This is a genomic window from Acidobacteriota bacterium, from assembly GCA_016184105.1.
Lineage (GTDB): Bacteria > Acidobacteriota > Vicinamibacteria > Vicinamibacterales > 2-12-FULL-66-21 > JACPDI01.
The window spans coordinates 37,657-62,352 of record JACPDI010000014.1; the positions used below are offsets into that span (position 1 = coordinate 37,657).

Sequence of the window (24,696 nt, forward strand, 5' to 3'; positions counted from 1 at the left end):
TTCTTCAGGTACTTGGGGTCGTAGTAGCGCTCCGGCTCCGGCGGCGTGCCGCCCCACGTGCCCTCGACCTCGGCGCGCAGCGCCAGGCCGTTCCTGAACGCCTCCCCCTCGAACGCCGCGGTCGGGCGTTCGTGCGTTGCCAGCCCCCTACCGTGATGAGTGCGTTCGCGCGCCGGCTCCGGACCAATGGTCGATGAAGTTGATCACGTTCGCGTTGAATTCGCCGGGGTATTCCCGGTAGTGAAAGTGTCCCGCGTGGTTGGCGATCAGCATCCGCACGCGCGGATTCCGGGCGGACACGACCTCGAGCAGCGCGAGGCCGTTGCGCAGCATCGCCGACGGATCGTTCTTTCCCCAGTAGAGAAGAATCGGCATCCGCAGCACGGACTCGGTCCGCACCCGCTCGTGCACCTGCTTCTTCCACGCGTCAAACTGCGATCGCAACGGCTCGCCCGCCCCCGCGGCGATCTTCGCCACCGTTTCCCGCGCCTTCGGCAGGCCCGCCATGTAGACGCCGGTCGCAAAGAACCGATCATCGAACGCCACGTCCGGCAGGTACGAGATCGCGCGCAGCCGGCACTTCCACTCCTCCGCATCCGGCTCGCGCGGGCAGCCGGCGAGGACTTTCTGCCGATCGGTCTCACCGGTATCGGGCGCCGCCGTGTTCGAGTCGACGATCACCAGCGTGCGGACCACCTCCGGGTGCGCCACCGAAAGGAAGAACGCCAGCCCGCCGCCGCGTGACTGCCCGACGACGTGCACCTTGTCCAGCTTCATCGTCTGGATGAATCGGAACATGTGAGCGACTTCACCCTGGATGTTGAAGTCCTTGTCGTCTTTCGGGTTCCCGGTCATGCCGGACGCCAGCTTGTCGGGGGCGAACACGTGGAATCGCCGGCTCAGCCCGGGAATGTTCTTCACCCACGTATTGGCGCTCGAGTGCCCGGACCAGCCCTCGCCGTGGAGCAGGAGCAGCGGCTCTCCCGTCCCCGCCTCGTAGTAGCGGGTGCGGACGCCGTCCACGTCGATGAATTTCGCGTTCAGGCCGCCGAGGGCACCATCGGGCGAGACGCCCGCGGGTTGTGCCGCACCGGCCGGCGGGAGGAGCGCGCAGGCGAGCGCAACGGCGAGCGCCGGAATCTTGAATCTCATGAGCGGTTCTTCCAGAAGTCGATAAACGCCACCAGGTCGGCGTTGAATTCTTCGGGGTGTTCGCGGTAGGGAAAGTGTCCGGCTTCGTTGATGACGATCATCTTCACGCGCCGGTTCCTGGCGCCGACCACGTCGAAAAACCCGAGCTCACCGCGCATCATCGCGTGCGGGTCGTCGGCATCCCAGGACAGCGTGTCCTGCTTCGCGCCGTAAATCAGGATCGGCATCTGCAAGACACCCGCGCGCGCCCGGTCCCATGCACGCTCCCGGTACGCCCGGGTCGCCGCCGCGCGGGCGTCGGCCGGCATCGCAGCGTACTTCGCGCGCGCTTCGCGCGACTTGGGCTGATCGGCCATCCACGCGTCCGCCGCCAGGAACTCGGCATCGAAGGTGGCTTCGGTGTGGCCGAGCGCGATCAATCGGCATCGCCGTCCCTCGTACGTCGTCTGCGGCGCGCACTTCTCCTGGAGGACGTCCAATTTCGTGGGGCCGTCACCCGCCGCCGGCATCCCGGGGCCATGCGCCACCACCGTCAGGGTCTTGATGACCTCGGGGTGCTCGACGGCGAGATAGAAGACCAGCGCCCCGCCGGACGAATGGCCGACCAGGTGGACCGGCCCGAGCTTCATCGCCTGAATGAAGTCGTACATGTGCCGGACCTCGCCTTCCGTGCCGAGATCCGTGTCGTCGGTGGGGTTGCCGGTCATGCCGGCGGCGCTCTTGTCCACGGCAAGCACGCGGAAGCGCTGCGCAAGCCCGCGGATGTTGCGCGACCAGTTGTTGGCAGACGACGTGGTCCCGCGGCCGCCGCCGTGCACCAGGACCATCGGCTCGCCGCTGCCGTACTCGTAGTACCGCGTCGACACGCCGCGGACCTGGACGAATCTGGGCGTCAGGCCGTCGACGGCGGCGTCCCTGGCCACCGCCGCTGGTTGTGCGGGCGCTCCGCCGCCCGGCAGGACGGCGGAGCCGAGAAGAAGCGCTGCCGCGAACGCAGATGGCCGTCGCATCAGAAGACGAACTTGATCCCGAACTGCGCCTGCCGCGACGGCGTGACCGTGCGGGTAATGCGTCCGGCGTCCGCGCGGCGGCGCGTCGCATTCGTCCACAACGCCCCGACCGGCACCGCGAAGTTGGCGCGGTTGGTGACGTTGAAGATCTGCGCCTCGACGTCGAACCGGCTGCTTCCGCGCATGCGGAAGCTCTTCGTGAACGACCAGTCCATCGTGAACAGCCCAGGGCCACGCAGGATCCGGGACGGCACGTTGCCGAGGAACCCCGGCTCGTTCAACTGGAAGCAGTTCACGTCGAAGTACCGGTCCACGCCCCCGAGGATCACGTTGCCGGGGTTGCACCCCGGCGCCCAGTCGGGGCGATCGCCGAGCGAGCGGGTGCCGATGTTCTGTCGCGAGCGGTTGAACCCGGTCGCGACGTTGAACGGGTAGCCGCTCTGGACCGTCGTGATGGTGCTCCAGCGCCAGCCGCCGAGCAGCACGCCGGTCACGCCGGCCAGATTGCGACCGGGCAGATCCCACGTCGTCGTGAAGTTCGCCGAGTGCACCGTCGTGAACGAGCAGTTGCCGCGGCCGGTGCTCGGATCGCGCGAGTACTGCATCGCGGTGGGGCCGCCCGTGTTCTGCACCGCGTTGTTCAGCTCCCCGGACACATCGTCCTTGCAGTCGGTCCAGGTGTAGTTCGCGGTGAAACCCAGGCCTTCGGTGGCGCGGCGCTCCACCCGGAACTGCACGGACTTGTACGACGAGGCGTAACTGAAGTTGCCGTAGCCGATGCGCCCGAAGTTCGGATTCGGGCGCGTCAGGCCCGGCGCCCAGAAGTACCGGCCGTCGGACAGCACCTCGGGCACCAGGCGGTTGCCATAGTCGCTGTTGACGATCGTGCCGCTCGGAAGGTGACGGCCCTCGGAGGCCACCCACGAGACCGTCGCGCTCGTCCGCGCGCCCAGCTCCCGCTGGATCGCCGCGTGGTAGGAGTAGAGCACCGGCGTCTTCGGCCTGTACTCGATCGACGCGATGTCCGGCGCCACGTTGGCGCGCACGAACCCGTCGAAGACATTCGGGAACGATCGCGGCGAGTTGATGGAGACCTGCGTGGCAATCGGGAAGTTGTTGCTCATCTCGCGCAGGCTGTACGGCGTGATCTGGTTGTAGAACACACCGCCGCCCCCGCGCAGGCTCGTCCGGCCGTCGCCGAAGACGTCCCAGTTGAAGCCGAGCCTCGGCGCGACGTTCCCCTTCTGCCCGATCAGAATCGGGTTGCCGACGTGCGGCGCGGGATCCAAAGGCCCGCCGCGCAGGTTCGAGATCTCACCTTCCGCCTCGTCCATCTGCAGCAGCGCTTCCCACCTGAGGCCCGCCGTCATCGTGACGCGGGGGCCGACCCGAATGCTGTCTTCGGCGTACACCGCGGCCGTCTGGCTGCGGAAGTCGGTCTCCGGCTTGCTGCCCGGCAGCAGGATGTTCACGCGGTCCGCCCGCCCCCGCAGCAGGTCGCTCAGCGACGCGAAGTCCGTCTCCCCTTTGAGCTGCTCGGCCGCGTACGATCCGTCGTCAGCGGCACGGAGGTACGACGCGCCGAACTGCCACGAGTGCGCCCCGCGGACGTAGTTCAAATCGAGGTCGAAGCTGATGGCGCGGTGGGTGTACCACACCGGGCCGTTGCCCGACGAGGCCAGCGCCGAGAGGCCCGACGTGCTGAGCTGCGGAAACTGTCCCGCGCCTGTCGGCGTGGGGCGGTAATCCTCGGCGATGTAGAGCGCGGGATCGATGTCCACGAGCGCGTGGTTTTCATCGAGGTACCGGTTCCAGTTGTAGCCGAAGCGGACGCTGCCCACCAGCGTCGGCGAGAAGGTGTGGGAGTCCTGCACGCTCCAGATCATCTTGTCGCGGAGCGAGTACCCCGCAAACGACGTGGTCGGCTCCGGCGTGAGGCTTTCAGACCAGTCGCCGGTGAACACCGACCACAGCGTGTTATTCGGCCTGAGCTGATGGTCGACGCGCAGCGTGATGTACTGCTCGTCGATCTTCTGCTCCGGATTGGCGAAGAATTCCGCGGTGCCGTCGCCCAGATCCCGGCCGTTCGGCAGCGGATAGAGGTTCAGGTAGGGCACCATCTGCGGCGCCACTCCCACGAAGACTTCCTGGCCCGAGGGGCTGGGCACGTACCCCTGGCGCGCGCGCGCCGTCGGAACGAACCCGAGCAGCGAGAGCCCGAGGCGCTGCCGGAACTGTTCGTAGTTGGTGAAGAAGAACGTCTTCCCCTTCAGGATGGGCCCGCCCAGAGAGGCGCCGAACTGGTGACGCGTGAAGGGCGGCGGGTCGTCGCCGCGGTCGAAGAAGTTCTTCGCGTCGAATCTGTCATTGCGGAAATATTCGTAGGCGCTGCCGGCGAACGAGTTGGTGCCGGATTTCGTGATCATGTTGACCACGCCCCCTTGCTTCATCCCGTAGGCCGCGCTGTAGTCGCTCGTCAGCACCTTGAATTCCTGCAGCCCTTCGACGCCCATCATGATGTTCGCCGCGCTGACCGGCGCGGTGCCGAACGTCGTGCCCGCGTCCACGCCGTTGAGCAGATACCGGTTCTGCTCCGGCCGGGAGCCGCGCACGCTGATGTTCGCGCCGTACAGCCCGTTGTACGCCGCCTGTGACTGCACCCCGGGCTGCAGGACCGCGAGCTGCTGGATGTCGCGCGCGTTGAGCGGGAGCGCCTGGATCATCTTCTGATCGATGAGTGCACCGACGGATGTAGACGTGGTCTCGACGACGGGCGCTTCGCTCGTGACGGTCACCGTTTCCCGCAGCGACCCGACCTCGAGCGTGAAGTTGATGACCACCTCGGCTCCGACGGTCAACTGGATGTTTTGGCGGATCTGGGTCTTGAACCCTTCCATTTCGGACCGGATTTCATACGGCCCAATCGGCAGCTGCGGCACGCGGTACCGCCCCTGGCCGTCGGTGACCGCCGCATGGACCTGCTCCGTGCCCGTGTGCTTGATCGTGACGGTCGCGCCAGGCAGCACGCCGCCGCTGTTGTCGGTGACCGTGCCCAGCATGGTCGCCGTCGTCTGCGCCTGCAGCGGCGCCGAGAGACCGAGCACGACCATCGCGGACAGGAACACCCTGCGACACTTCATGACGTCCTCCCATTCAGTACTTGCTGGCGTCGGCGCGAGGTGTGGTGCGCGTGCTTCAGGTGCTTGTCGAAGAACGCCATCACCAGATCGAACGCCTTCCGCTGGATCGCGTCCGGCTTGTACGCGCCGTCCGGCCCCGCGTACAAGAAGCCGTACCCGTGTACCGGATGATCGAAGCTGGCCCAGGTCGAATCCTTCCCTGCTTCCTTCATCCACTCGTGTGTCAGCTTGAAGATTCCCTGCAGGTGGTCATCGTCTCGGCCGAGGTGAAGAAACGGCGTGCGGATCGGCTGGATGCGGGCCATCGCCCGGCGTTTGTCGGCGTGCGTCCGGACCACCTCGATGTCCTGGTACTGGATTTCGGTGCCCTTGCGGGGCGCCGCCGGTCCGGTATCGACGCCGAGAAACTCGTGCGCCGCCCCCTCGTTCGGCACCGCGGCGCCGAACGTGATCTCGCTCGCGGCTTTCAGCATCAACTCGCCGCTGTGGCTCACGCCGTAGGTGCCGACGGCGTCCTTGTCCACGTACGGCAAGGACTGCAGGTAGTGGATGAGGGCGATGTAGTCGTCTGAGTCGAGGGAGGGATTTGACTTCAGCGTGCGCTGGCCGCCGCTGATGTTGTCGGAGAGGTTCTCGGACCGGTCGATTTTCTCGTACAGATAAGGAATCTCGTTGCGGTACTCGGCGTACGCGACGACGTAGCCACGCCCGAGCATCTCGTCTGTCATAGGGCCGAGGCGGCCGACCTGCCGCTCGACTTCGGGCATACCGCCGGCGCCATTGCCGGATCTCATTAGAATCGCGGGGAACGGACCCTTGCCGGCAGGCTTGCGAATGCCGACCGGAACGTAGATCTCGTCTCGCGTGAGCACGAAGGTCAGGTCGACGGGAGTTGACGCGCCCGCGATCGTTTTCGTGATGGTGTAGCCGTGAACGGTAGCGTGAAGTGCGGGTGGGGCGCCCGGAACACCCTTGGCCTGGCCGGGCGCGGGGCGCGATTCGCGCGCGCCGGGTCCCGCCATGCTTGACGCACCAGCCGCCGCAAACACCAGGGCCGCCGCGAACCCGGAAAGACGAAGAGTCATGGGGTGCCTCCGCGGCTGGCAGGAAAGTCCGAGGGACACCGATTGCTGCCAGTGTTGGGCGGCACTATAATCAGACCATTAGACCATGTCAAGCCTATTGGTCTTGTGATATGGTGGTCATACCAATGTATAGGACAGTCCAGCAGCCATCCAGGCTGTATGAACAGATCGTCGAGCAAATCGAGGCGTCGGTCGTCGGCGGGTCGCTGAAGCCGGGCGACCAGCTTCCGCCGGAGCGGGAGCTGGCGGAGCGGTTCGGCGTCAGCCGGACCGCCGTGCGCGAGGCGATCAAGACGCTGCGCGAGAAGGGGCTCGTCGAAGCCTTCCCCGGCCGCGGTACGTTTATTACCAACCAGACCACGCAGAACATGCGCGGGTCGCTCGCGCGCATCGCGCGCACGGCGCAGGACGAGGGGCTCACCCATCTCGTGGAAGTCCGCGAGATTCTCGAGCCCGAGATCGCCGCGCGTGCCGCCGCCCGCCGCCGGCGGGACGCCGACCTGACGGCGATGCGAGAGGCGGTGAGCGCCATGGACGCCGCGCTCGATGACGCCGACGCCTTCGTCGAGGGGGACCTCGACTTCCACCTCGCGCTCGCCGAGGCGTCCGCCAATCCGATCTTCCTGACCCTGATCGACTCGATCGTGGGACTGCTGCGCGAGCAGCGCAGCCGCATCTCGTTCGTGCCGGGCGGTGCGGAGCGGGGACAGTTTCACCACAAGCGCATTCTCGCGGCGGTCGAGGCGGGGGACGCCGACGCGGCCCGAGACGCGATGCGCGATCACATGAAGCAGGTTCGCGAGGACTCGGAGGCAGGCGCGCGGATCCAGGCGGAAACGACGCAGCCCTGAGCCTCCCATCGAATGGCGTATGGCAAATCTCGGCTTTGTAGGTCTGGGCACGATGGGCGGCCAGATGGTCAAGCGGCTGCTCGACCACGGGCACGTGGTCACCGGCTACAACCGCACGCGCTCGAAGGCCGGCTGGCTGATCGACGCGGGGATGAAGTGGGCTGACTCCCCGCGCGAGGCCGCGCAGGCCGGGGACGTGATTTTCAGCATGGTGACGGACACCAGGGCGCTGAAAGCCATCACCGACGGGCCCGACGGCATCCTGTCGGCGCTCGGGCCGGGCAAGACCTACATCGATATCAGCACCGTCAGCCCGGCGGTCAGCCGCGAGGTGGCGGCCCGGGTCGCAGAGACCGGCGCGGTCATGCTCGACGCGCCCGTGTCGGGCAGCGTCATCACGCTGCAGGAGGGCAAGCTGTCGCTGATGGTGGGCGGGCCGACGGACGCGTTCGACCGCGTGAAGCCGATCCTGCAGGACATCGGCCCCAAGGTGACGCACGTCGGCGACAACGGCCTGGCCGTCTGCATGAAGATCGCCGTCAACCTGAGTCTTGCGGTCCAGATGCTCGCGTTCAGCGAAGCCGTGCTGCTCGCCGAGAAGAGCGGCATCCCGCGCGCGACCGCGGTCGACGTCCTGACCAACAGCGCGATCGCCTCACCGATGGTGAAGTACCGCGGCCCGTTCGTGCTCGCCCTGCCGCCGGAAGCCTGGTTCAACTGCGACATGATGCAGAAGGATCTGAACCTCGCGATCGAGATGGGGCAGCGTCTGGGCGTGCCGCTGCCCACCACCGCCGTGAGCAACGCGTTTCTCTCCGCCGCGCGCGGGATGGGGCTCAGGGCCGAGGACTTCGCGGTGATGTTCGACGTGCTGGCGTCGATGTCCGGGGTGTCCCGATGAGCACGGTCGTCCGGAAGGCGGGCGTCGAGCCGGCGGTGACCGCGGCCCGCTGGCTGGAGATGTACGCGCAGATGGTCCAGATCCGCGCGTTCGAGGAGAAGGTCAACGACCTCTACACGAGCGCGATCATGCCCGGGCTCGCGCATCTCTACACCGGGCAGGAAGCGGTCGCGGTGGGCGTCTGCCAGGCCCTGCGCCGCGACGACTACGTGACCAGCACGCACCGCGGCCACGGCCACTGCCTGGCCAAGGGGGCCTCGCCGGATCGGATGTTCGCGGAGCTGCTCGGCAAGGAAGCCGGGTACTGCGCGGGCAAGGGGGGCTCGATGCACATCGCCGACCCCGACACCGGCAACCTCGGCGCCAACGCGATCGTCGGCGGCAGCACCGGCATCGCGACCGGCGCGGCGTTCAGCGCGCGCTGGCTGAAGACCGGCCGCGTCTCCGTCTGTTTCTTCGGCGAGGGGGCGCTCGGCCAGGGCGTGCTGTACGAAGTGATGAACATCGCGCAGCTCTGGAGCCTGCCGGTCATCTACGTCTGCGAGAACAACCAGTACAACGAGTACACGCATTTCACCGAGACGACCGCGGGGGACATCCTCGCGCGCGCCGCCGCGTTCGGCCTGGCGCGCGAGCGCGTCGACGGGCAGGAGGTCGCCGCGGTGTTCGCCGCCGCCTCACGGCTCGTCGAGCGGGCGCGGCAGGGGGCGGGCCCCGGCTTCCTGCTCTGCGAGACGTACCGGTATCACGGCCACCACGTCGGCGACATCAGCCGCTCGTACTATCGCAGCAAGGAGGAGGAACAGGACTGGGCCGCCAACCGCGATCCGATCGCGCGTTTCGGCGACTGGCTGCGCGGCCAGGGGCTGGCCGACGCGGCCGCGCTCGGCGAACTGCGCGCGCGCGTCACCGCCGAGATCGACGCCGCGGCACAGTTCGCGCTGAACGCGCCGTACCCCGATCCCTCGCAGGTGGAACGCCATGTCTACGCGTGAGGCGGCCGGCGGCGCGCGCGAGCTGACGTTTGCCGCGGCGATCCGCGAGGCGCTCGCCGAGGAAATGCGGCGCGATGATCGCGTGGTCATTCTCGGCGAGGACGTCGCGGAGGCCGGCACCCCCTTCAAGGTGCTGTCCGGCCTTGCCGAGGAATTCGGCACGAGCCGCGTCATCGACACGCCGATCTCCGAAGCCGGGTTCACGGGGATTGGCGTCGGCGCCGCGATGACCGGCATGCGCCCGTTCATCGACATCATGTTCGGCGACTTTCTGACGCTCACCATGGACCAGATGGTGAACCAGGCGGCCAAGATCCACTACATGTCCGGCGGCAGGTGGAAGGTCCCCATGGTGCTGCGGACGACGCTCGGCGCGACGCGCCGCTCGGCCGCGCAGCACTCCCAGTCGCTGCACGCGTGGTACAGCCATATTCCGGGCCTCAAGGTGGTGCTGCCCTCGACCCCGTACGACGCCAAGGGCCTTCTCAAGGCCGCCATCCGCGACGACAACCCGGTCGTCTTCTTCGAAGACAAGATGATGTACAAGCTCTCGGGGCCGGTGCCGAACGAGGACTACACGATCCCGCTCGGCGTCGCCGACATCAAGCGCACCGGCACCGACATCACCCTGATTGCGACGAGCAGCATGGTGCAGGTGGCGCTGGCCGCCGCGCAGCGCCTCGACCAGGCGGGCATCAGCGCCGAGGTCGTGGATCCCCGGACGACGCTGCCGCTCGACCGGGCGACGATCGTCGAGTCGGTCCGGAAGACGTCGCGCGCGATCGTCATCGACGAGGGGTACGAGCAGTGCGGCATCACGGCGGAGATCGCCTCGGTCATCGCCGACGAAGCGTTCTATCACCTGGACGCGCCGGTGAAGCGGATGGGCGCGATGAACGTGCCGGTGCCGTTCTCGCCGCCGCTCGAGGATGTGACGGTCCCCACGCCGCAGACGGTGTTTGACCAGGCCCGCGCCCTGTGCGGCAAGGCCTGAGGAACGAGGAGACATGGCGCTCAAGACCTACGGCACGATGGCGGTGGACTGGGAGCAGCGCGTCGATTTCGACCGGCTCCGCCGCGAACGGCTGGCGCGCGCGCGCGCCGAGATGGACAGGACGGCGCTGGGCTCGCTGCTCTGCTTCGACATGAACAACGTGCGGTACATCACCGCGACGCACATCGGCACGTGGGCGCAGGACAAGGCGAACCGCTTCACGCTGTTGCCCCGCGGCCACGAACCGATCCTCTGGGACTTCGGGTCGGCGGCGCGGCACCACCAGCTCCACTGCCCGTGGCTCGGCGAGCGCTCGCGCCCGGGAATCTCGCTGCTGCGCGGCGCGATGTCCCCCGAGATGGGACGCGCCGAGGACGTCGCGCGCAAGATCCGGATCGAGCTGGAGTCGCGCGGCCTGCACAAAGAGCCGGTCGGCATCGACATCATCGAGCCGCCGGTGCTCTTCGCGCTGCAGAAGGAAGGGCTCACCGTCGTGGACGGCCAGCAGGTCCTGTCCGACGCGCGCGTGATCAAGACGCAGGACGAGATCACGCTGCTGAACATGGCGGCGATGATGGTCGACGCGGCGTACGACGAACTGTACCGCGCGATGAAACCCGGGATGCGCGAGAACGAGGCGGTCGGCCTCGTCTCCAAGGTCCTGTACGACCTCGGATCGGAGTACGTCGAGGCCGTGAACGCGATCTCCGGCGAGCGCTGCAACCCGCATCCGCACGTGTTCTCGGATCGCGTGCTGCGTCCGGGCGACCCCGTGTACTACGACATCCTGCACTCGTACATGGGCTATCGCACGTGCTACTACCGCTGCTTCTCCGTGGGATTCGGATCGCGCGCGATGGTGGACGCCTACAAGCGGTGCCGCGATTACCTCGACGCCGCCATCGAGCTGATCCGCCCCGGCCGCACCACCGCCGAGGTGGCCGCGGTCTGGCCGCGCGCGCAGGATTTCGGGTTCGCCAGCGAGGAGGCCGCCTTCGCGCTGCAGTACGGCCACGGCGTCGGCCTGGCCATCTGGGAGAAGCCCGTCATCAGCCGGCTCGTGTCGCTCGAACATCCGTACGAGTTGAAGCCGGGGATGGTCTTCGCGCTCGAGACATTCTGGCCGTCGACCGACGGCTGGAGCGCCGCCCGCATCGAGGAAGAAATCGTCGTGACCGAAGCGGGGCACGAGGTGATCACGCGCTTCCCCGCCGAGAAGCTGCTCGTGGCCGGCGCGCACTACGTCACGGTTGACGGGCCGCTGCCCGCCACGCGCGAGGTCGAGGTGGCACCGAGCGCGGACGTGAAGGCGTTGATTGACGCGGGCGCGAGGACGGAACGCGTGGGGGTCTGAGCGAATGGCCGTACACGTCGTGATGCCTGCCCTCGAGATGGCGCAGGAAACGGGCAAGCTCGTCGCGTGGCGGAAGCAGGAAGGCGAGTCCGTCCGCAAAGGCGAGCTGCTGATGGAAGTCGAAACCGACAAGGCCGTCGTCGAGATCGAGGCGTCGGCGGACGGCGTGCTCGCCGGCGTTCGCGCCCGCGAAGGGGACGTCGTCGCCGTGGGCCAGACGATCGCCTGGATCGTCGCGCCGGGCGAGCAGCCACCCGCCGAGACCCAGCCGGCCCGGACGGGACGCGAGACCGTCCACCATCAGGCGGCGGACATGCCACCGCCCTCGCGCGCGGCGGCGGACGCAGGCGCGCGGCCGTTGATGTCACCCAAGGCACGCCGGCTGGCGGCCGAGCGCGGCGTCGCGGTGGAGGCAGGCTCCGGACCCGGGGGCGCCGTCCTCGCGGCGGACCTCGCGGGATCGGCCGCGGCATCGGCGTCGGCCGGGGCGCTGCCCGCGACGTGGCGCGTGATGGCGGAGCGCATGGCCGCGTCGTGGTCCACCGTGCCGCACTTCTTCGTCGCCCGCGATGTCGATGCGGGTTCGCTCGCGGCCCTGCGCGCGCGCCTCAACACGACCGCCGGCGCGCCCCGCGAGATCACCGTCACCGATCTGCTCGTGGCGCTCGTCGCGCGGGCGCTCCGGAGGCATCCGGGCATCAACGCGAGCTGGATGGACGGCGCCGTCCAGGCACACGCGCAGGTCAACATCGGTGTCGCGATTGGCGTTGACAACGGCGTGGTCGCCCCGGTCATCCGTGACGCCGACCGCCTGGACGTTGCCGCCCTCGCCGAGCGCCGCGGCCAGCTCGTCGATCGCGCGCGCGCCGGCCGCCTGCAGCCGTCCGATCTCACCGGCGGAACCTTCACCATCAGCAATCTGGGCATGTACGAGGTCGATGCCTTCAGCGCGATCGTCAACGCGCCGCAGGCCGCGATCCTCGCGGTCGGGCGGATCGCCGACCGCGTGGTCGCGCGGGAGGGCCGTCCCGCCGTGCGCCCCATGATGAGCGTCACGCTCTCCTCCGATCATCGCGTGATCGACGGCGTCCGCGCAGCGGCGTTCCTCGCCGACCTCGCGCGCCTGATCGAAGACGCAGAGGGGTCGCTGTCATGAGTCGCCCCGATCGGCTGCGCGGCGACAGCCGCCGGCCGGCCGCCGCAAGCCTCGACCGTCCGGCGCTGGGCGAGTTCCACTGTCTGATCGCCGGCCGTCGCGTCACGACGGGACAGCTCTCGCACGTGCGCAGCCCCTACGACGACACGCTCGTCGCGGTGACGCACCGCGCGGGACCGCGCGAGATCGAGCAGGCGATCCAGGGCGCCGCCGAGGCGTTCCCGATCACGCGGCGCCTGCCCTCCTGGCAGCGGTCGCAGGTCCTCGAGAGCGTCAGCGCCGGGATCGCCTCGCGCGCCGAGGAGCTGGCGCGCGTCCTGGCCCTCGAGGCGGGCAAGCCGATGAAGGCCGCCCGTCTCGAGGTCGCACGCGCGGCGTTCACCTTCAAGGTGGCGTCCGAGGAGGCGCGGCGGATCTACGGCGAGATCGTCCCGCTCGACTGGCTGCCGGGCAGCGAACGGCGCGAGGCGCACGTGCGGCGCGTGCCCCTCGGGCCCGTGGCGGGCATCACCCCCTTCAATTTCCCGTTGAACCTGGTCGCGCACAAGGTGGCGCCCGCCGTCGCGGCGGGAGATCCCGTCATCATCCGGCCCGCGAGCCAGACGCCGGTCTCCTCCCTGCTGCTGGCCGACCTGATCCTCGAGGCGGGCTGGCCCGCCGGAGCGCTCAGCGTCGTCCCGAGCAGCACCGCCGACGCCGCGCCGCTCGTGGAGGACGACCGCATCACGCTGCTGTCGTTCACGGGCAGCCCCGCCGTCGGGTGGGAGTTGAAGCGCCGCGCCGGGCGCAAGCGCGTGACCCTCGAGCTCGGTGGCAACGCCGCCGTCATTGTCCACAGCGACGCGGACCTCGCCTACGCCGCCGAGCGCATCGCGTGGGGCGGCTTCTCGTACGCCGGGCAGTCGTGCATCTCGGTCCAGCGCGTCTTCGTCCATGCGCCGGCGTACGAGCGTTTCCGCGAGCTGTTTCTCGGGCGCGTCAGGGCGTTGAAGGCGGGCGACCCGCTCGCCGAAGCGACCGACGTCGGCCCGCTCATCGACCGCACCGCCGCCCAACGCGTGCGGGCCTGGATCGACGAGGCGCGTGGTGAAGGCGCGCGCGTGCTCGCGGGGGGAACGCTTCAGGGGTCGGTGCTCGCGCCCACGGTGCTCGAGGACGTGCGGCCGGAGATGCGCGTGGCCTGCCAGGAAGTGTTCGCGCCGCTCGTCGGCCTCGTGCGCTACGACGAGGTGGCGGCGGCGATTGCCTCGGCCAACGCGAGCGACTTCGGGCTGCAGGCGGGCGTGTTCACGCACGACGAGCGGATTATCACCGCCGCGATCGAAGGCATCGACGCCGGCGGCGTGATGGTGAACGACGTCTCCACGTTCCGCATCGACCACATGCCCTACGGCGGACTGAAGCTCTCCGGGTTCGGCCGGGAGGGCGTGCGCTACGCCATCGAAGAAATGACCGAGATGAAGCTCGTGACCTACAACCACCGGATGTAGCCGGCGGGGAGGGACCCGTGACACAGGCGGCCCGAAAGAAACCGCTCTACCGTCAGCTCTGGGTGCACGTGCTGATCGGCATGACGCTTGGCGTGTTGCTCGGACACTTTGCCCCGGCCACCGGCGCCGCGATGAAGCCGCTCGGCGACGCCTTCATCAAGCTGATCAAGATGATCATCGCGCCGATCATCTTCGTCTCGGTGGTCGCCGGCCTCTGCAAGATGTCGAACATGAAGGAGGTCGGCCGCATCGGCGTGCGCGCCGCAGTCGCCTTCGAGATCGTGTCCACCGTCGCGATGATCGTCGGGCTCATCGTCGGCCTCCTGGCGCGCCCCGGCGCGGGTTTCAACGCGGATCCCGCCTCGCTCGATGCGGGAGCGGTGTCGGCGTACGCCGGCCGGTCGAGCGCGCCCGTTGGCACCGTCGACTTCTTCCTCGGGATCATCCCCGAGACCGTCGTCGGCGCGTTCGCCACGGGGTACATCCTGCAGGTGCTGTTCTTCTCGATCCTCTTCGGGCTGGCGCTGCTCCGTCTCGGGGAGAAGGGGCGCCCGCTGGTGCATCTCATCGAGCAGCTGTCGTCCGCGTTTTTCGCGGCGCTCGCGCTCATCATGAACCTCGCGCCCATCGGCACGTTCGGAGCGATGGCGTTCGCGATCGGCAGGTACGGCATCGGCTCGCTCGTCCCGATGTTCAAGGTGGTGGCGGCGGTCTATCTCACCTGCTTCTTCTTCGTCATCGTCTTCATGGGGCTCCTCGCCTGGGTCGTGGGCTTCTCCATCTGGAAGTACCTCGCCTACATCAAGGAGGAGATCCTCCTCGTGCTCGCGACCTCCACGTCAGAAGTCGCGCTGCCGCGCCTCATGAACAAGCTCGAACGCGCGGGCTGCAAGCAGAGCGTCGTGGGCCTGGTCGTGCCCACGGGTTACTCGTTCAACCAGGACGGCTCCGCGATCTACCAGACGATCTCCGTGATGTTCATCGCGCAGGCGATGAACATCCACCTGACCTGGGGGGAGATTCTCACGTTCCTCACGGTGCTGCTCTTCAGCTCGAAGGGAGCCGCCGGCGTCTCCGGCTCCGCGTTCGTGGTCCTCGCGGCCACGCTCGCGTCGGTCGGCACGCTGCCGGTCGCCGGCATGGCGCTGCTGCTCGGCATCGAGCGGTTCATGTCGATGGCGCGCGGGACCACGAACATGATCTGCAACGGCGCGGTGACGATCTTCGTCGCGTGGTGGGACAAGGCGCTCGACCTCGCGGAGCTGCGGCGCGCGCTCAGCGGGGGGGCCGCGTGGCCCGGCGCGGCGGCGGAGGCGGCGGACGTCCGCCCGGCGGCGGCGCGTGCCGAGGTGGAGCGCACGTGAGGCGGCGCGCCTGGTGCCTGCTCGTCGCGTGCGCGGCGCTGGCCGGGGCACGGCCGGCGGCGCAGGCGCCTGCCGCGCGGCGGCTCAACGTCGTCGCGTTCTCGAGCGTGCCGACCTTTCCGCTGCGCGTCGCCGAGGCGCGCGGCCTGTTCGCCGCCCGCGGCCTCGCGGTGCACGTCGAGATCACGCCGAACTCGCCGGCGCTTCGCGACGGCCTGGCGGCAGGCAGGTACGACATCGCGCACGCCGCCGTCGACAACGCGATCGCGATGGTCGAGACCGCGGGCACGGACGTCGTCATCGTGCTCGGCGGCGACGACTCGATGAACGAGGTCATCGTCCAGCCCGGGATCCGATCGATCGCCGACCTCAAGGGGCGCAGCGTCCTCGTGGATGCGCCGAACACCGCCTACGCGCTGCAGTTGAGGAAGATCCTGCGCGCCGCGGGGGTGCGCGAGGGGGACTACGAGCTGAAGGCGATCGGCGGGACGCCGCAGCGGATGAAGGCGATGCTCGCCGAAAGCACGAACGCCGCGTCGATGCTGAATCCGCCGTTTTCGATCCAGGCGGTGCGCGGCGGGCTCCGCTCGCTGGGGACCGCGGCCAGCCTGCTCGGCGCGTACCAGGGCATGGGCGCGTTCGTCCGCCGCGACTGGGGGCGCGCGAACCGGCAGACGCTGGTCGATTACCTGTCGGCGTTCGTCGAGGCCCAGCGGTGGCTCGTCGCGCCGGAGCACAAGACCGAAGCCGTCGACCTGATGGCGCGTGCGCTGCAGCTCGATCGCGATGTCGCCGCGGAGACCTACGCGCGTGGCGTTGCCGCGCTGGCGCCGGACGCGCGGATTGACCTCGCAGGCCTTCGCAGCGTCCTGGAGCTGCGGGCGGAGATCGAAGGGCAATGGGGCGGGCGCGCGCCCGCGCCGGAGCGGTATGTCGATTCGACGTATCACGACGCGGCGCTCGCGGCGTTGAAGGCCGGCCGCTGATCGGCCGGCGGGGAGGACTCGAATGGTGCGGACGCTTGCGCTCGTCTGCTGCGGCGTGTGGTGTCTCCAGGCGCCGGTTGCAGGGCAGGAACCCGCGAAGGTCTTCGGCCTGGAACAGACGAAGGCCTTCGGCCCGGTGCGCGTCACCGAGCCGTGGGAATCGATCGTGGTCACCGAGGCGGTGCCCAACTCGGACATCCCCGCCGAGATCACGCTGCTCGAGACCGTCGACGGCCTCTTCACGCCGATCGGCATCCGCCGCCCCAAGGGGCGCGGGCCGTTTCCCATCGTGCTGTTCTTCACGGGCAACGGCGGCTCCGGCCTCGCCCACGTCCGCGACTACATCAACAACCGCGCGTACACCATGGAGCGCTTCCTCAAGGAGGGCTACGCGGTCGGCTTCCTGAACTACCGCGCGGAAAGCTGGTTCACCTACACCGTTGCGCCGCCGCTCAGGCTCGGCAGGCAGCAGGCGAACCAGGCGACCAACCGGCCGGTGCTCGAGTACGACGACCTGATGACGATCGTCGAGTACGTGAAGCGGCTGCCCTACGTGGACCCGAACCGCGTGGGGCTGGTCGGCAACAGCCACGGCGGCGGGATGATCCTGCGGGCCGCGGCGGAAGGGATCGGCGCGCGGGCCGCGATCGTGTCCGAGCCCGACGCGAGCGAGTTCCTGCAGATGAAGGAGGCGGTGTTCGCCGCCGACAACCCAATCTACCGCACGGTCGAATCGGTCGCGCCGCACCTCGACAAGGAGGTGGCCATGGAGCGCATCCGCCGGATCACGCTGCCGATCCTGCTGATGAACCGCGACCAGGACGAGCTGCAGGGGCTCTTCGAGACCGTGTACGTCTGGATGAAGGAAGCCGGGAAGACGATCACGCGCGTGTCGTTCGATCACCCCGTGCACGGCTACATCATCCGCGTGCCCAGGGACGAAACAGGCGTGTACCGCCCGGACCGGATTCAGCTCGAGGCCATCCAGATGGCCCTCGATTTCTTCAAGGCACAGATGCCGTCCGAACACTCAACGAGGTGACACATGTCGATGTCGCGCACGGATCCGGATTCATCGGAAGCACAGGGGCCACACGACAGTGAGGAGCGGAGCGGCATCAGCCGCCGCGCGCTCCTGACGGGCGCCGCGGGCGTGGCGATCGGCACGCTCGCGCACGCCGTCAGCGCGCGCGCGCAGGTGACCGGCCTCACACCGGGGGGCGGCACCGTGCCGTTCCGCCTGCCGAAGGGCGCGCTCCCCTTCCTCGATCGAAAGCAGTACCTCCACAACATGGAGGTCCACGCGCACCTGCCAGGCGTGCGGTTCACGACCGGCGAGCCGCTCGTCGTGATGTACGCAAGAGGCTCGCAGCGGCTCCTGCCGGGGGGCGCCGGGTTCCTCGATGTCAGCGACGGCCGCAAGCCGGTCCTGATCGAGACGGGCAAGGTTCGCACCGGCGGCGCCGTGGCGTACAACTCGAATCTCAAGAAGTGGATCATGGTGGTGTCGGCGGGGCGGCCGCTCTCCGGGGCGAATCCCCAGTACCCGCTCGGCCAGCACCACCCGGAATATCGCGACAAGATCCTCAACTGGGAAGGTCATCGCGGCATCCGGACCTACGACGTCACCAACCCGGCCAGGCCGGTCCTGCTGCAGGAATTCAGCACGGGGAAGCGCGGCGGCGGTACCCACCACAACTTCTACGACGGCGGCAAGTACGCCTACCTCGACGCGGGCTGGGACGACGAGCTGCGGATGGAGAACGCGCAGCGTCCATCGAGCAACGGCATCATGATTGTCGACATGACCGACCCGGCCAACATCAAGGAAGTGTCCCGGTGGTGGGTGCCGGGGCAGCGCGTCGGCGAAGAGGAAGAATACAAGAAGTACTGGTTCGCCGGCGATCAGTCGTCATGGACCGGCAACCACGGCGCGCTGACCGTCCCCAAGCGCGTCGAGGACGGCGGGAGGTACGGCTACGGCGGCTTCGGGCACTTCGGACTGTTCGTGTTCGACCTCACCGACGTCCGGAACCCGAAGCCGATCGCGCGCTTCCAGGCGCCGTTCGAGTCGATGGGCGGCATTCCGTATCACACGGTCTATCCGCTCGCCGCCAACATGCGCCATCCGCGCCTGCAGAACCTGCTCATCGGCGTGCCTGAAACGGTGCAGCCGGACTGCCGCGAACCGTACAAGCCGGTGCAGGTCATCGACGTCAACGACCCGAAGAACCCGCGTCTGGTCGGCATCTTCCCGCGCCCGGTCGCACCGAAGGATGCCCCGTACGCGGACTTCTGCCAGGCGCGCGGCCGATTCGGCTGGCACAACACGCACGCCTGGGCGGCGCCGGGCATCGAGCGTCCGGAAGTCCTCGGCGTGACCGCCTTCGCGGCGGGCATCCGGCTGTTCGATCTGTCCGACCCGGCGCAGCCGAAGGAAACCGCGTGGTTCGTGCCGGCGCGCGACGGCGAGATCGAGGATTACGAGACCTGGTTCCGCGGCACGGCGGAGAGCGTGTACATCGAATGGGACCGCAACCTGATCTGGCTCGGCACGCACGAGGGCACGTACTGTCTCTCGTCGCCGGCGCTCGGCAAGCCGATCTTCGAGCCGAGACCGGTCGAGCGCTGGTCGCAGGCGCACGTGAACGCCGGCTGGGACGATCACACGTCCAAGAGCGTGTACTTCGGCCGCGGACTGCGTGAACGGCTCGGGCTGTAGAGGGCGCCGCGAAGAGAAGAGGGCGCTGAGAAGCGGGAGGTCGCGTCGAAGAGAACGCCGGGGGCAGCCACAGGGGTCGCCCCGGCGTCCTCTCTCCGCATCGCTCCGGGCTCCTCAACCTCGCAACTCCCTGGAGGGTCTCATGAGCATCAGTCGCAGAACGATGATCAAGGGCGTGGCCGGGGCGGCGCTGGGCGCTGTGGCCGGCGCCGTGTCCGCGCGCGCGCAGGTCAGCGGCGTCATGCCCGGCGGAGGCACCGTGCCGTTCCGCCTGCCGATGGGCGCGCTCCCCTATCTGGATCGCAACCAGTACGTACACAACATGGATGTTCATGCGTTCGTGCCCGGCCCGGAAACCGCCGGGGGCGAGCCGCTGATGAACATGTGGGCGAAGGGACGACAGCGCTTGCTCCCGGCCAGCGGCGGCTGGCTGGACATCACCGACCCGGTCAAGCCGGTCGAGGTGAAGGCGGGATCGATCCGCCTGCGGAAGATCTGCGTCGCGTACAACACGGCCCTGCGAAAGTGGATCGCCGTCGAGTCGGTGGAACCGCCCATGCCGCGGCACACGCCGAAGTACCCGCGCGGCCAGCACCACCGCGAATGGGTCGAGCAGACGACGCTCGCCTATAAGGGGCTGCGGGGGTTCCGGACCTACGACATTTCAGATCCGGCGCGGCCCGTCCTGCTGCAGGAGTTCGATACGGGACAGACCGGTTTCGGCACCCACACGAACTTCTACGACGGCGGGAAGTACGCGTTCCTCGACTGCGGCTGGGACGACCAGCTTCGCATGGAGAACCCGCAGCGCCCGTCGAGCAACGGCATCATGATCGTCGACATGGCCGATCCGGCCGCGGTCAGGGAGATGTCGCGCTGGTGGGTGCCGGGACAGCGCGTCGGCGAGGAAGACGAATACAAGAAATACTGGTTCGCCGGCGACCAGTCCTCGTGGACCGGCGTGCACGGCGCGCCCACCGTGCCGAAGCGCATCGAGGATGGCGGCAGGTACGGCTACGGCGGATTCGGCCACTTCGGCATGTTCGTGTTCGACTTCAGCGACGTGCGAAATCCGAAGCCCGCCGGCCGCCTGATGTACGACTTCGAGACCCTCGGCGGCATTCCGTATCACACCGTTGCGCCGGTCTTCGCCGACGCGGCCCACCCGCAGCTGCAGGATCTCGTCATCGGCATGCCGGAAACCATCTACGGCGATTGCCGCGAGCCGTTCAAGACGCCGCTCATCATCAGCGTCAAGGATCCCGCGCACCCGCGCGTGGTCGGACGGTTCCCGCGGCCGATGCCGCCGAAGGAAGCCCCGTACGCCGACTTCTGCCAGGCGCGCGGGCGATTCGGCACGCACAACATCCAGGCCTGGGTCGCACCCGGGACCGCTCGCCCCAACGTCGTCGTGATCACCTGGTTCAACGCCGGCATCCGCATCCACGACATCTCCGATCCCGCCCGGCCGAAGGAGCTTGCGTGGTTCGTTCCACGGCGCACCGGGGAGATGGACGACTACATGAGTTGGTACCGCGGGACGTCGGAGAACGTGTTCGTCGAGTGGGATCGCAACCTGATCTGGATCGGCACGCACGAGGGGACGTACTGCCTCTCGAGCCCCGCGCTCGGCAAGCCGATCCTCGAACCGCGCCGGATCGAGCGGTGGACGGTGCCGCACGCCAACAGGGGCTGGGACGATCAGACGCCGACCAGCGTGTACTTCGGCCGAAGCCGACGCCAGTTCATCGGCAATTGATAATCGGGGGATCGGGCAACGGCACAATCGGCAATCGGATTATCGATCGTGCAATTCCCCGATCCCCGATCAATGCCCCGATGGGCAGGGGTCCTGGTCAGGGGTCCTAGTATCGATAGTGTGCCGGCTTGTACGGCCCCTCCACCGGCACCCCGATGTAGTCCGCCTGGGCTTTTGTGAGCGTCGTGAGCCTGACGCCCAGGTGATCGAGGTGCAGCCGCGCCACCTCCTCGTCCAGGTGCTTCGGCAGGATGTACACCTTCTTCCCGTACTTGTCCGAGTGCTCGTGCAGCTCGAGCTGCGCGATCGTCTGGTTGGTGAACGACGCGGACATCACGAAGCTCGGGTGCCCCGTGGCGCAGCCGAGATTCAGCAGCCGCCCCTCGGCCAGAACGAGGATGCTCTTCCCGTTCGGAAACACCCACTCGTCGTACTGCGGCTTGATGTTGATCTTCTCGATCCCGGCGACCTTCTTCAGGCCGGCCATGTCGATCTCGTTGTCGAAGTGGCCGATGTTGCCGACGATCGCCTTGTTCTTCATCCGCTTCATGTGGTCGGCGGTGATGATGTTGAAGTTCCCCGTCGCCGTCACGAAGATGTCCGCCGTCTCGATCACGTCGTCAATCGTCTTGACCTCGAAGCCCTCCATCGCCGCCTGCAGCGCGCAGATCGGGTCGATCTCGGTCACGATCACGCGGCATCCCTGGCCGCGCAGCGCCTGCGCGCACCCCTTCCCCACCTCGCCGTAGCCGAAGACGACCGCGACCTTGCCGCCGAGCATCACGTCGGTGGCGCGGTTGAGGCCGTCAATGAGCGAGTGGCGGCAGCCGTAGATGTTGTCGAACTTGCTCTTGGTCACCGAGTCGTTGACGTTGATCGCGGGGAAGAGCAGCGTGCCGTGCTGCTCCATCGGGTAGAGCCGGTGCACGCCCGTCGTGGTCTCCTCGGAGACGCCGCGGACATCCTTCGCGATCCGCTGGTAGAGCGAGCCGTCCTTCTTCAACTGCCCGCGCAGCAGCTCGAGGATCACGCCCCACTCCTCGGGCTCCGTGTCGGCGTTGAACGCCGGCACCTCGCCGGCTCTTTCGAACTCGACCCCCTTGTGAATCAGGAGCGTGGCGTCGCCGCCGTCATCGACGATCTGGGTCGGGCCGGTGCCGTCCGGCCAGGTGAGCGCCTCGGCCGTGCACCACCAGTACTCCTCGAGCGTCTCCCCTTTCCAGGCGAACACCGGGATGCCGCGAGGATGCTGCGGCGTGCCGCCGGACCCGGGACGCCCGACCACGACCGCCGCGGCGGCGTGGTCCTGCGTTGAGAAGATGTTGCAGGAGACCCAGCGCACGTCGGCGCCGAGGTCCGCGAGCGTTTCGATGAGGACCGCGGTCTGCACCGTCATGTGCAGCGAGCCCATCACGCGCGCGCCCGCCAGCGGCTTCCCGCCCGCATACCGCTGGCGCACGGCCATCAACCCGGGCATCTCATGCTCGGCGAGGCGGATTTCCTTGCGCCCGAACTCGGCGAGCGCGAGGTCGGCAACCTTGTACGGCACGCGCCCGGCCTGCTTCGCGGCGTCGAACGCGTGAACTTCTCCGACTGCAGTACTCATCGTCTCTCCTCTAACGATTCACCACGAAGGCCGCCAAGGCCACGAAGACGGGCACTGGTGTCCTGCTTCGTGCTCTTAGTGGTCTTTGGGATCCAAGACCCGGGCTGTCGCCACGAATAATGCCGGGCCCTTCGCGTCGGGCGCCGGCGGTAACGATCGAAATTTCGGCCGGCAGAACCCGGCCGCCTGCATCCACGTCGAGAGCTGGTCTTCCGGGAATCCCAGCCAGACGTGGCCCATCTGCTGTTTATATTCCTCCCGGTCGTGCGGCCACATGTCCACGATGAGCAGGGTGCCGCCCGGCTTGACCGCGCGGGCGGCCTCGCGCAGCGCCGCCGCCGGATCCGGCAGGTGGTGCAGCACCAGGACCGCGAGTGCGACATCCACCGACGCGTCCTCCAGCGGGAGCGATTCCAGCTCGCCGCGCCGCAGCTCCACGTTCGCATGATCGCGCAGCCGCTTGCGGGCCGCGGCCAGCATCTCGGTCGACCCGTCAACCGCAATCACGCGCGCCACGTTCGGCGCGAGCACGGCGGCAACCTGCCCCGTCCCGCAGCCGAGATCGGCGACCACCCGCCGGGGGTCGAGCAGGCCGAGAAGAGCGAAGACGTAAAACTCGCTGCCGAACAATTCGTCGCGCAGCTTGTCCCACTGCCCCGCCGCGGTGGCGAAGAACTCCTGCGACGCGGTGCGACGCCGCGTGAGCGCTGACGCCAGGCGCCGCGCATCCTGCCCGGCCGCCGGCAGCGTCATCACGTGCTCGCGGACGACGTGCCAGAGCCGCCGCGGCCCCGTGCCGTTGTCGCGCAGCGTGAGCGTGTAGAACCGGCTCGTCCCGTCCTTCCGCGACGCCACCCAGCCGGCATCCCCCAGCACTTTCAGGTGCCGGCTCACCGTGGACTGCGGCAGCTGCAGAACGCTGCAAATCTCCGACACCGTCAGCTCGTGCCGCTCCAGCACGACGAGCATGCGGGTGCGGACAAGATCGCTCAGCGCCGAGAGGTCGTCCAGGAGGCCAGCCGTCACTGCATCTATATATCCGGATTAACGGATGAAATCAACCCTCCCACCCTCCCACCCTCCAATCCCCCAATCCTCCAATCCTCAAGTTCCTGTGTCGGATTGTCGGCGCGTCAGGCGCCAGCCGTCTGAGTCTAAATCTCTGAATATTGGGTGTTTAGACCTGCCAACCCGTCTTGCGACGTGGCACCTTCGTTGCCTGAGGAGTACCGCCGGTTATCCGTCTGCCAGAAAGTCGGCATTCAGTGGAGGGCCCTTCGTGGCACGCATTCTCAGCATCAGTTCTCTCGCGCCGGGCGTTTCGCGCCTGTGGCTCGACGCGCCGCCCATCGCGAAAAAGCGCCAGCCGGGCCAGTTCGTCATCCTCCGGATCGACGAGCAGGGCGAGCGCATCCCCCTCACCATTGCCGACGTGGACGTCGCGCGCGGCGCCATCTCCGTCATCGTGCAGGCCGTCGGCAAGTCGACGCGCCAGCTCTGCGCGATGCACGGGGGAGACGACGTGCTCGACGTGGTTGGGCCGCTGGGGCTGCCGACGCACATCGGCGAGCGCGAGCAGGTGTGCTGCGTCGGCGGCGGCATCGGCACGGCGGTCGTCTACCCCATCGCGCGCGGCGTGAAGGACAAGGGAGGCAAGGTCGTCGCGATTATCGGCGGGCGCTCGAAGGATCTCGTCATCCTCGAACAGGAGCTGCGCCAGATCGCCGACGACGTCATCGTCACCACCGACGACGGGAGCTACGGGCGCAAGGGGCTGGTCACCCACGCGCTCCAGGATTTGATCGAGAAAGGCCACGCGTTCGACAACGTCGTCGCCGTCGGGCCGATCCGCATGATGCAGGCGGTCTGCGACCTCACCCGGCCGCTGAAGCTGCGGACGACGGTGAGCCTCAACCCCGTGATGGTGGACGGCACCGGCATGTGCGGCGGGTGCCGCGTCACGGTCGGCGGCCAGCAGAAATTCGTGTGCGTGGACGGACCCGAGTTCGACGGCCACGAGGTCAACTTCGCGGAGCTGGCAGCACGCCTCGAGGCGTATCGCGACCAGGAACGCGCGTCGATGGAGCGGATGCAGCAGATGTCCGCCGTCGGCATGGAGGCGTGGTAGGAA

At 68.2% G+C, this 24,696-nt stretch carries 19 protein-coding genes; 13 read left to right on the top strand and 6 right to left on the bottom strand.

Annotation, left to right across the window (positions count from 1 at the left end; translation table 11 throughout):
- Nucleotides 1-147 precede the first annotated feature (147 nt).
- The 4 genes from HYU53_06030 to HYU53_06045 are packed head-to-tail and all read right to left on the bottom strand — an operon-like array spanning nt 148 to nt 6,387.
- A complete protein-coding gene (locus HYU53_06030; protein ID MBI2220750.1) occupies nt 148-1,152 on the bottom strand; it encodes an alpha/beta hydrolase in 1,005 nt (334 codons plus the stop codon).
- Nucleotides 1,149-2,162: an alpha/beta hydrolase gene (locus tag HYU53_06035; protein ID MBI2220751.1), complete on the bottom strand. Its 1,014-nt coding sequence runs from the start codon at nt 2,160-2,162 to the stop codon at nt 1,149-1,151. Before HYU53_06035 ends, HYU53_06030 begins: the two co-directional genes overlap by 4 nt.
- The gene (locus HYU53_06040; GenBank protein MBI2220752.1) at nt 2,162-5,302 is read right to left on the bottom strand and encodes a TonB-dependent receptor; all 3,141 of its coding nucleotides are present in this window, start codon (nt 5,300-5,302) and stop codon (nt 2,162-2,164) included. The genes HYU53_06035 and HYU53_06040 overlap by 1 nt, the downstream gene beginning before the upstream one ends.
- Nucleotides 5,299-6,387, bottom strand: a complete 1,089-nt coding sequence (locus HYU53_06045; protein MBI2220753.1) for a prolyl oligopeptidase family serine peptidase — start codon at nt 6,385-6,387, stop codon at nt 5,299-5,301. The genes HYU53_06040 and HYU53_06045 overlap by 4 nt, the downstream gene beginning before the upstream one ends.
- Nucleotides 6,388-6,512: 125 nt before the next feature.
- On the opposite strand from HYU53_06045, the gene HYU53_06050 reads away from it, so the two are divergent.
- From HYU53_06050 to HYU53_06105, 12 genes are all read left to right on the top strand, one after another.
- Nucleotides 6,513-7,238 carry a FadR family transcriptional regulator gene (locus HYU53_06050; protein MBI2220754.1) on the top strand — a complete coding sequence of 242 codons (726 nt, stop codon included), beginning with the start codon at nt 6,513-6,515 and terminating at the stop codon, nt 7,236-7,238.
- Between the two features lie 19 nt (nt 7,239-7,257).
- Nucleotides 7,258-8,139 (top strand): NAD(P)-dependent oxidoreductase, encoded by an 882-nt coding sequence (locus tag HYU53_06055; GenBank protein ID MBI2220755.1) that lies wholly within the window; start codon nt 7,258-7,260, stop codon nt 8,137-8,139.
- Nucleotides 8,136-9,134 (top strand): thiamine pyrophosphate-dependent dehydrogenase E1 component subunit alpha, encoded by a 999-nt coding sequence (locus HYU53_06060; protein MBI2220756.1) that lies wholly within the window; start codon nt 8,136-8,138, stop codon nt 9,132-9,134. The genes HYU53_06055 and HYU53_06060 overlap by 4 nt, the downstream gene beginning before the upstream one ends.
- On the top strand, nt 9,121-10,128 hold the full coding sequence (locus tag HYU53_06065; GenBank protein ID MBI2220757.1) for an alpha-ketoacid dehydrogenase subunit beta: 1,008 nt from the start codon (nt 9,121-9,123) through the stop codon (nt 10,126-10,128). The genes HYU53_06060 and HYU53_06065 overlap by 14 nt, the downstream gene beginning before the upstream one ends.
- A gap of 13 nt (nt 10,129-10,141) precedes the next feature.
- Complete coding sequence (locus HYU53_06070; protein ID MBI2220758.1) at nt 10,142-11,482, top strand: aminopeptidase P family protein; 1,341 nt, start codon at nt 10,142-10,144, stop codon at nt 11,480-11,482.
- Nucleotides 11,483-11,486: 4 nt separating this feature from the next.
- On the top strand, nt 11,487-12,638 hold the full coding sequence (locus HYU53_06075; protein MBI2220759.1) for a 2-oxo acid dehydrogenase subunit E2: 1,152 nt from the start codon (nt 11,487-11,489) through the stop codon (nt 12,636-12,638).
- On the top strand, nt 12,635-14,128 hold the full coding sequence (locus tag HYU53_06080; protein ID MBI2220760.1) for an aldehyde dehydrogenase family protein: 1,494 nt from the start codon (nt 12,635-12,637) through the stop codon (nt 14,126-14,128). Before HYU53_06075 ends, HYU53_06080 begins: the two co-directional genes overlap by 4 nt.
- An 80-nt stretch (nt 14,129-14,208) precedes the next feature.
- Entirely contained in the window at nt 14,209-15,492 is a 1,284-nt protein-coding gene (gene dctA, locus HYU53_06085) for a C4-dicarboxylate transporter DctA (GenBank protein ID MBI2220761.1), read from the top strand.
- Entirely contained in the window at nt 15,489-16,478 is a 990-nt protein-coding gene (locus HYU53_06090; protein MBI2220762.1) for an ABC transporter substrate-binding protein, read from the top strand. The genes dctA and HYU53_06090 overlap by 4 nt, the downstream gene beginning before the upstream one ends.
- Nucleotides 16,479-16,500: 22 nt before the next feature.
- On the top strand, nt 16,501-17,520 hold the full coding sequence (locus tag HYU53_06095) for a prolyl oligopeptidase family serine peptidase (protein ID MBI2220763.1): 1,020 nt from the start codon (nt 16,501-16,503) through the stop codon (nt 17,518-17,520).
- 3 nt (nt 17,521-17,523) lie between these two features.
- Nucleotides 17,524-19,200 carry a hypothetical protein gene (locus HYU53_06100; GenBank protein MBI2220764.1) on the top strand — a complete coding sequence of 559 codons (1,677 nt, stop codon included), beginning with the start codon at nt 17,524-17,526 and terminating at the stop codon, nt 19,198-19,200.
- A gap of 142 nt (nt 19,201-19,342) precedes the next feature.
- Nucleotides 19,343-20,959 (top strand): hypothetical protein, encoded by a 1,617-nt coding sequence (locus HYU53_06105; GenBank protein MBI2220765.1) that lies wholly within the window; start codon nt 19,343-19,345, stop codon nt 20,957-20,959.
- A gap of 106 nt (nt 20,960-21,065) precedes the next feature.
- On the opposite strand, the gene HYU53_06110 is transcribed toward HYU53_06105, so the two are convergent.
- A complete protein-coding gene (locus HYU53_06110; protein MBI2220766.1) occupies nt 21,066-22,565 on the bottom strand; it encodes an adenosylhomocysteinase in 1,500 nt (499 codons plus the stop codon).
- A 75-nt stretch (nt 22,566-22,640) separates the two neighbouring features.
- Complete coding sequence (locus tag HYU53_06115; protein ID MBI2220767.1) at nt 22,641-23,534, bottom strand: methyltransferase domain-containing protein; 894 nt, start codon at nt 23,532-23,534, stop codon at nt 22,641-22,643.
- Between the two features lie 82 nt (nt 23,535-23,616).
- Here HYU53_06115 and HYU53_06120 point away from each other — a divergent pair, with 82 nt between their 5' ends.
- Nucleotides 23,617-24,693, top strand: a complete 1,077-nt coding sequence (locus HYU53_06120) for a sulfide/dihydroorotate dehydrogenase-like FAD/NAD-binding protein (protein MBI2220768.1) — start codon at nt 23,617-23,619, stop codon at nt 24,691-24,693.
- Nucleotides 24,694-24,696 lie beyond the last annotated feature (3 nt).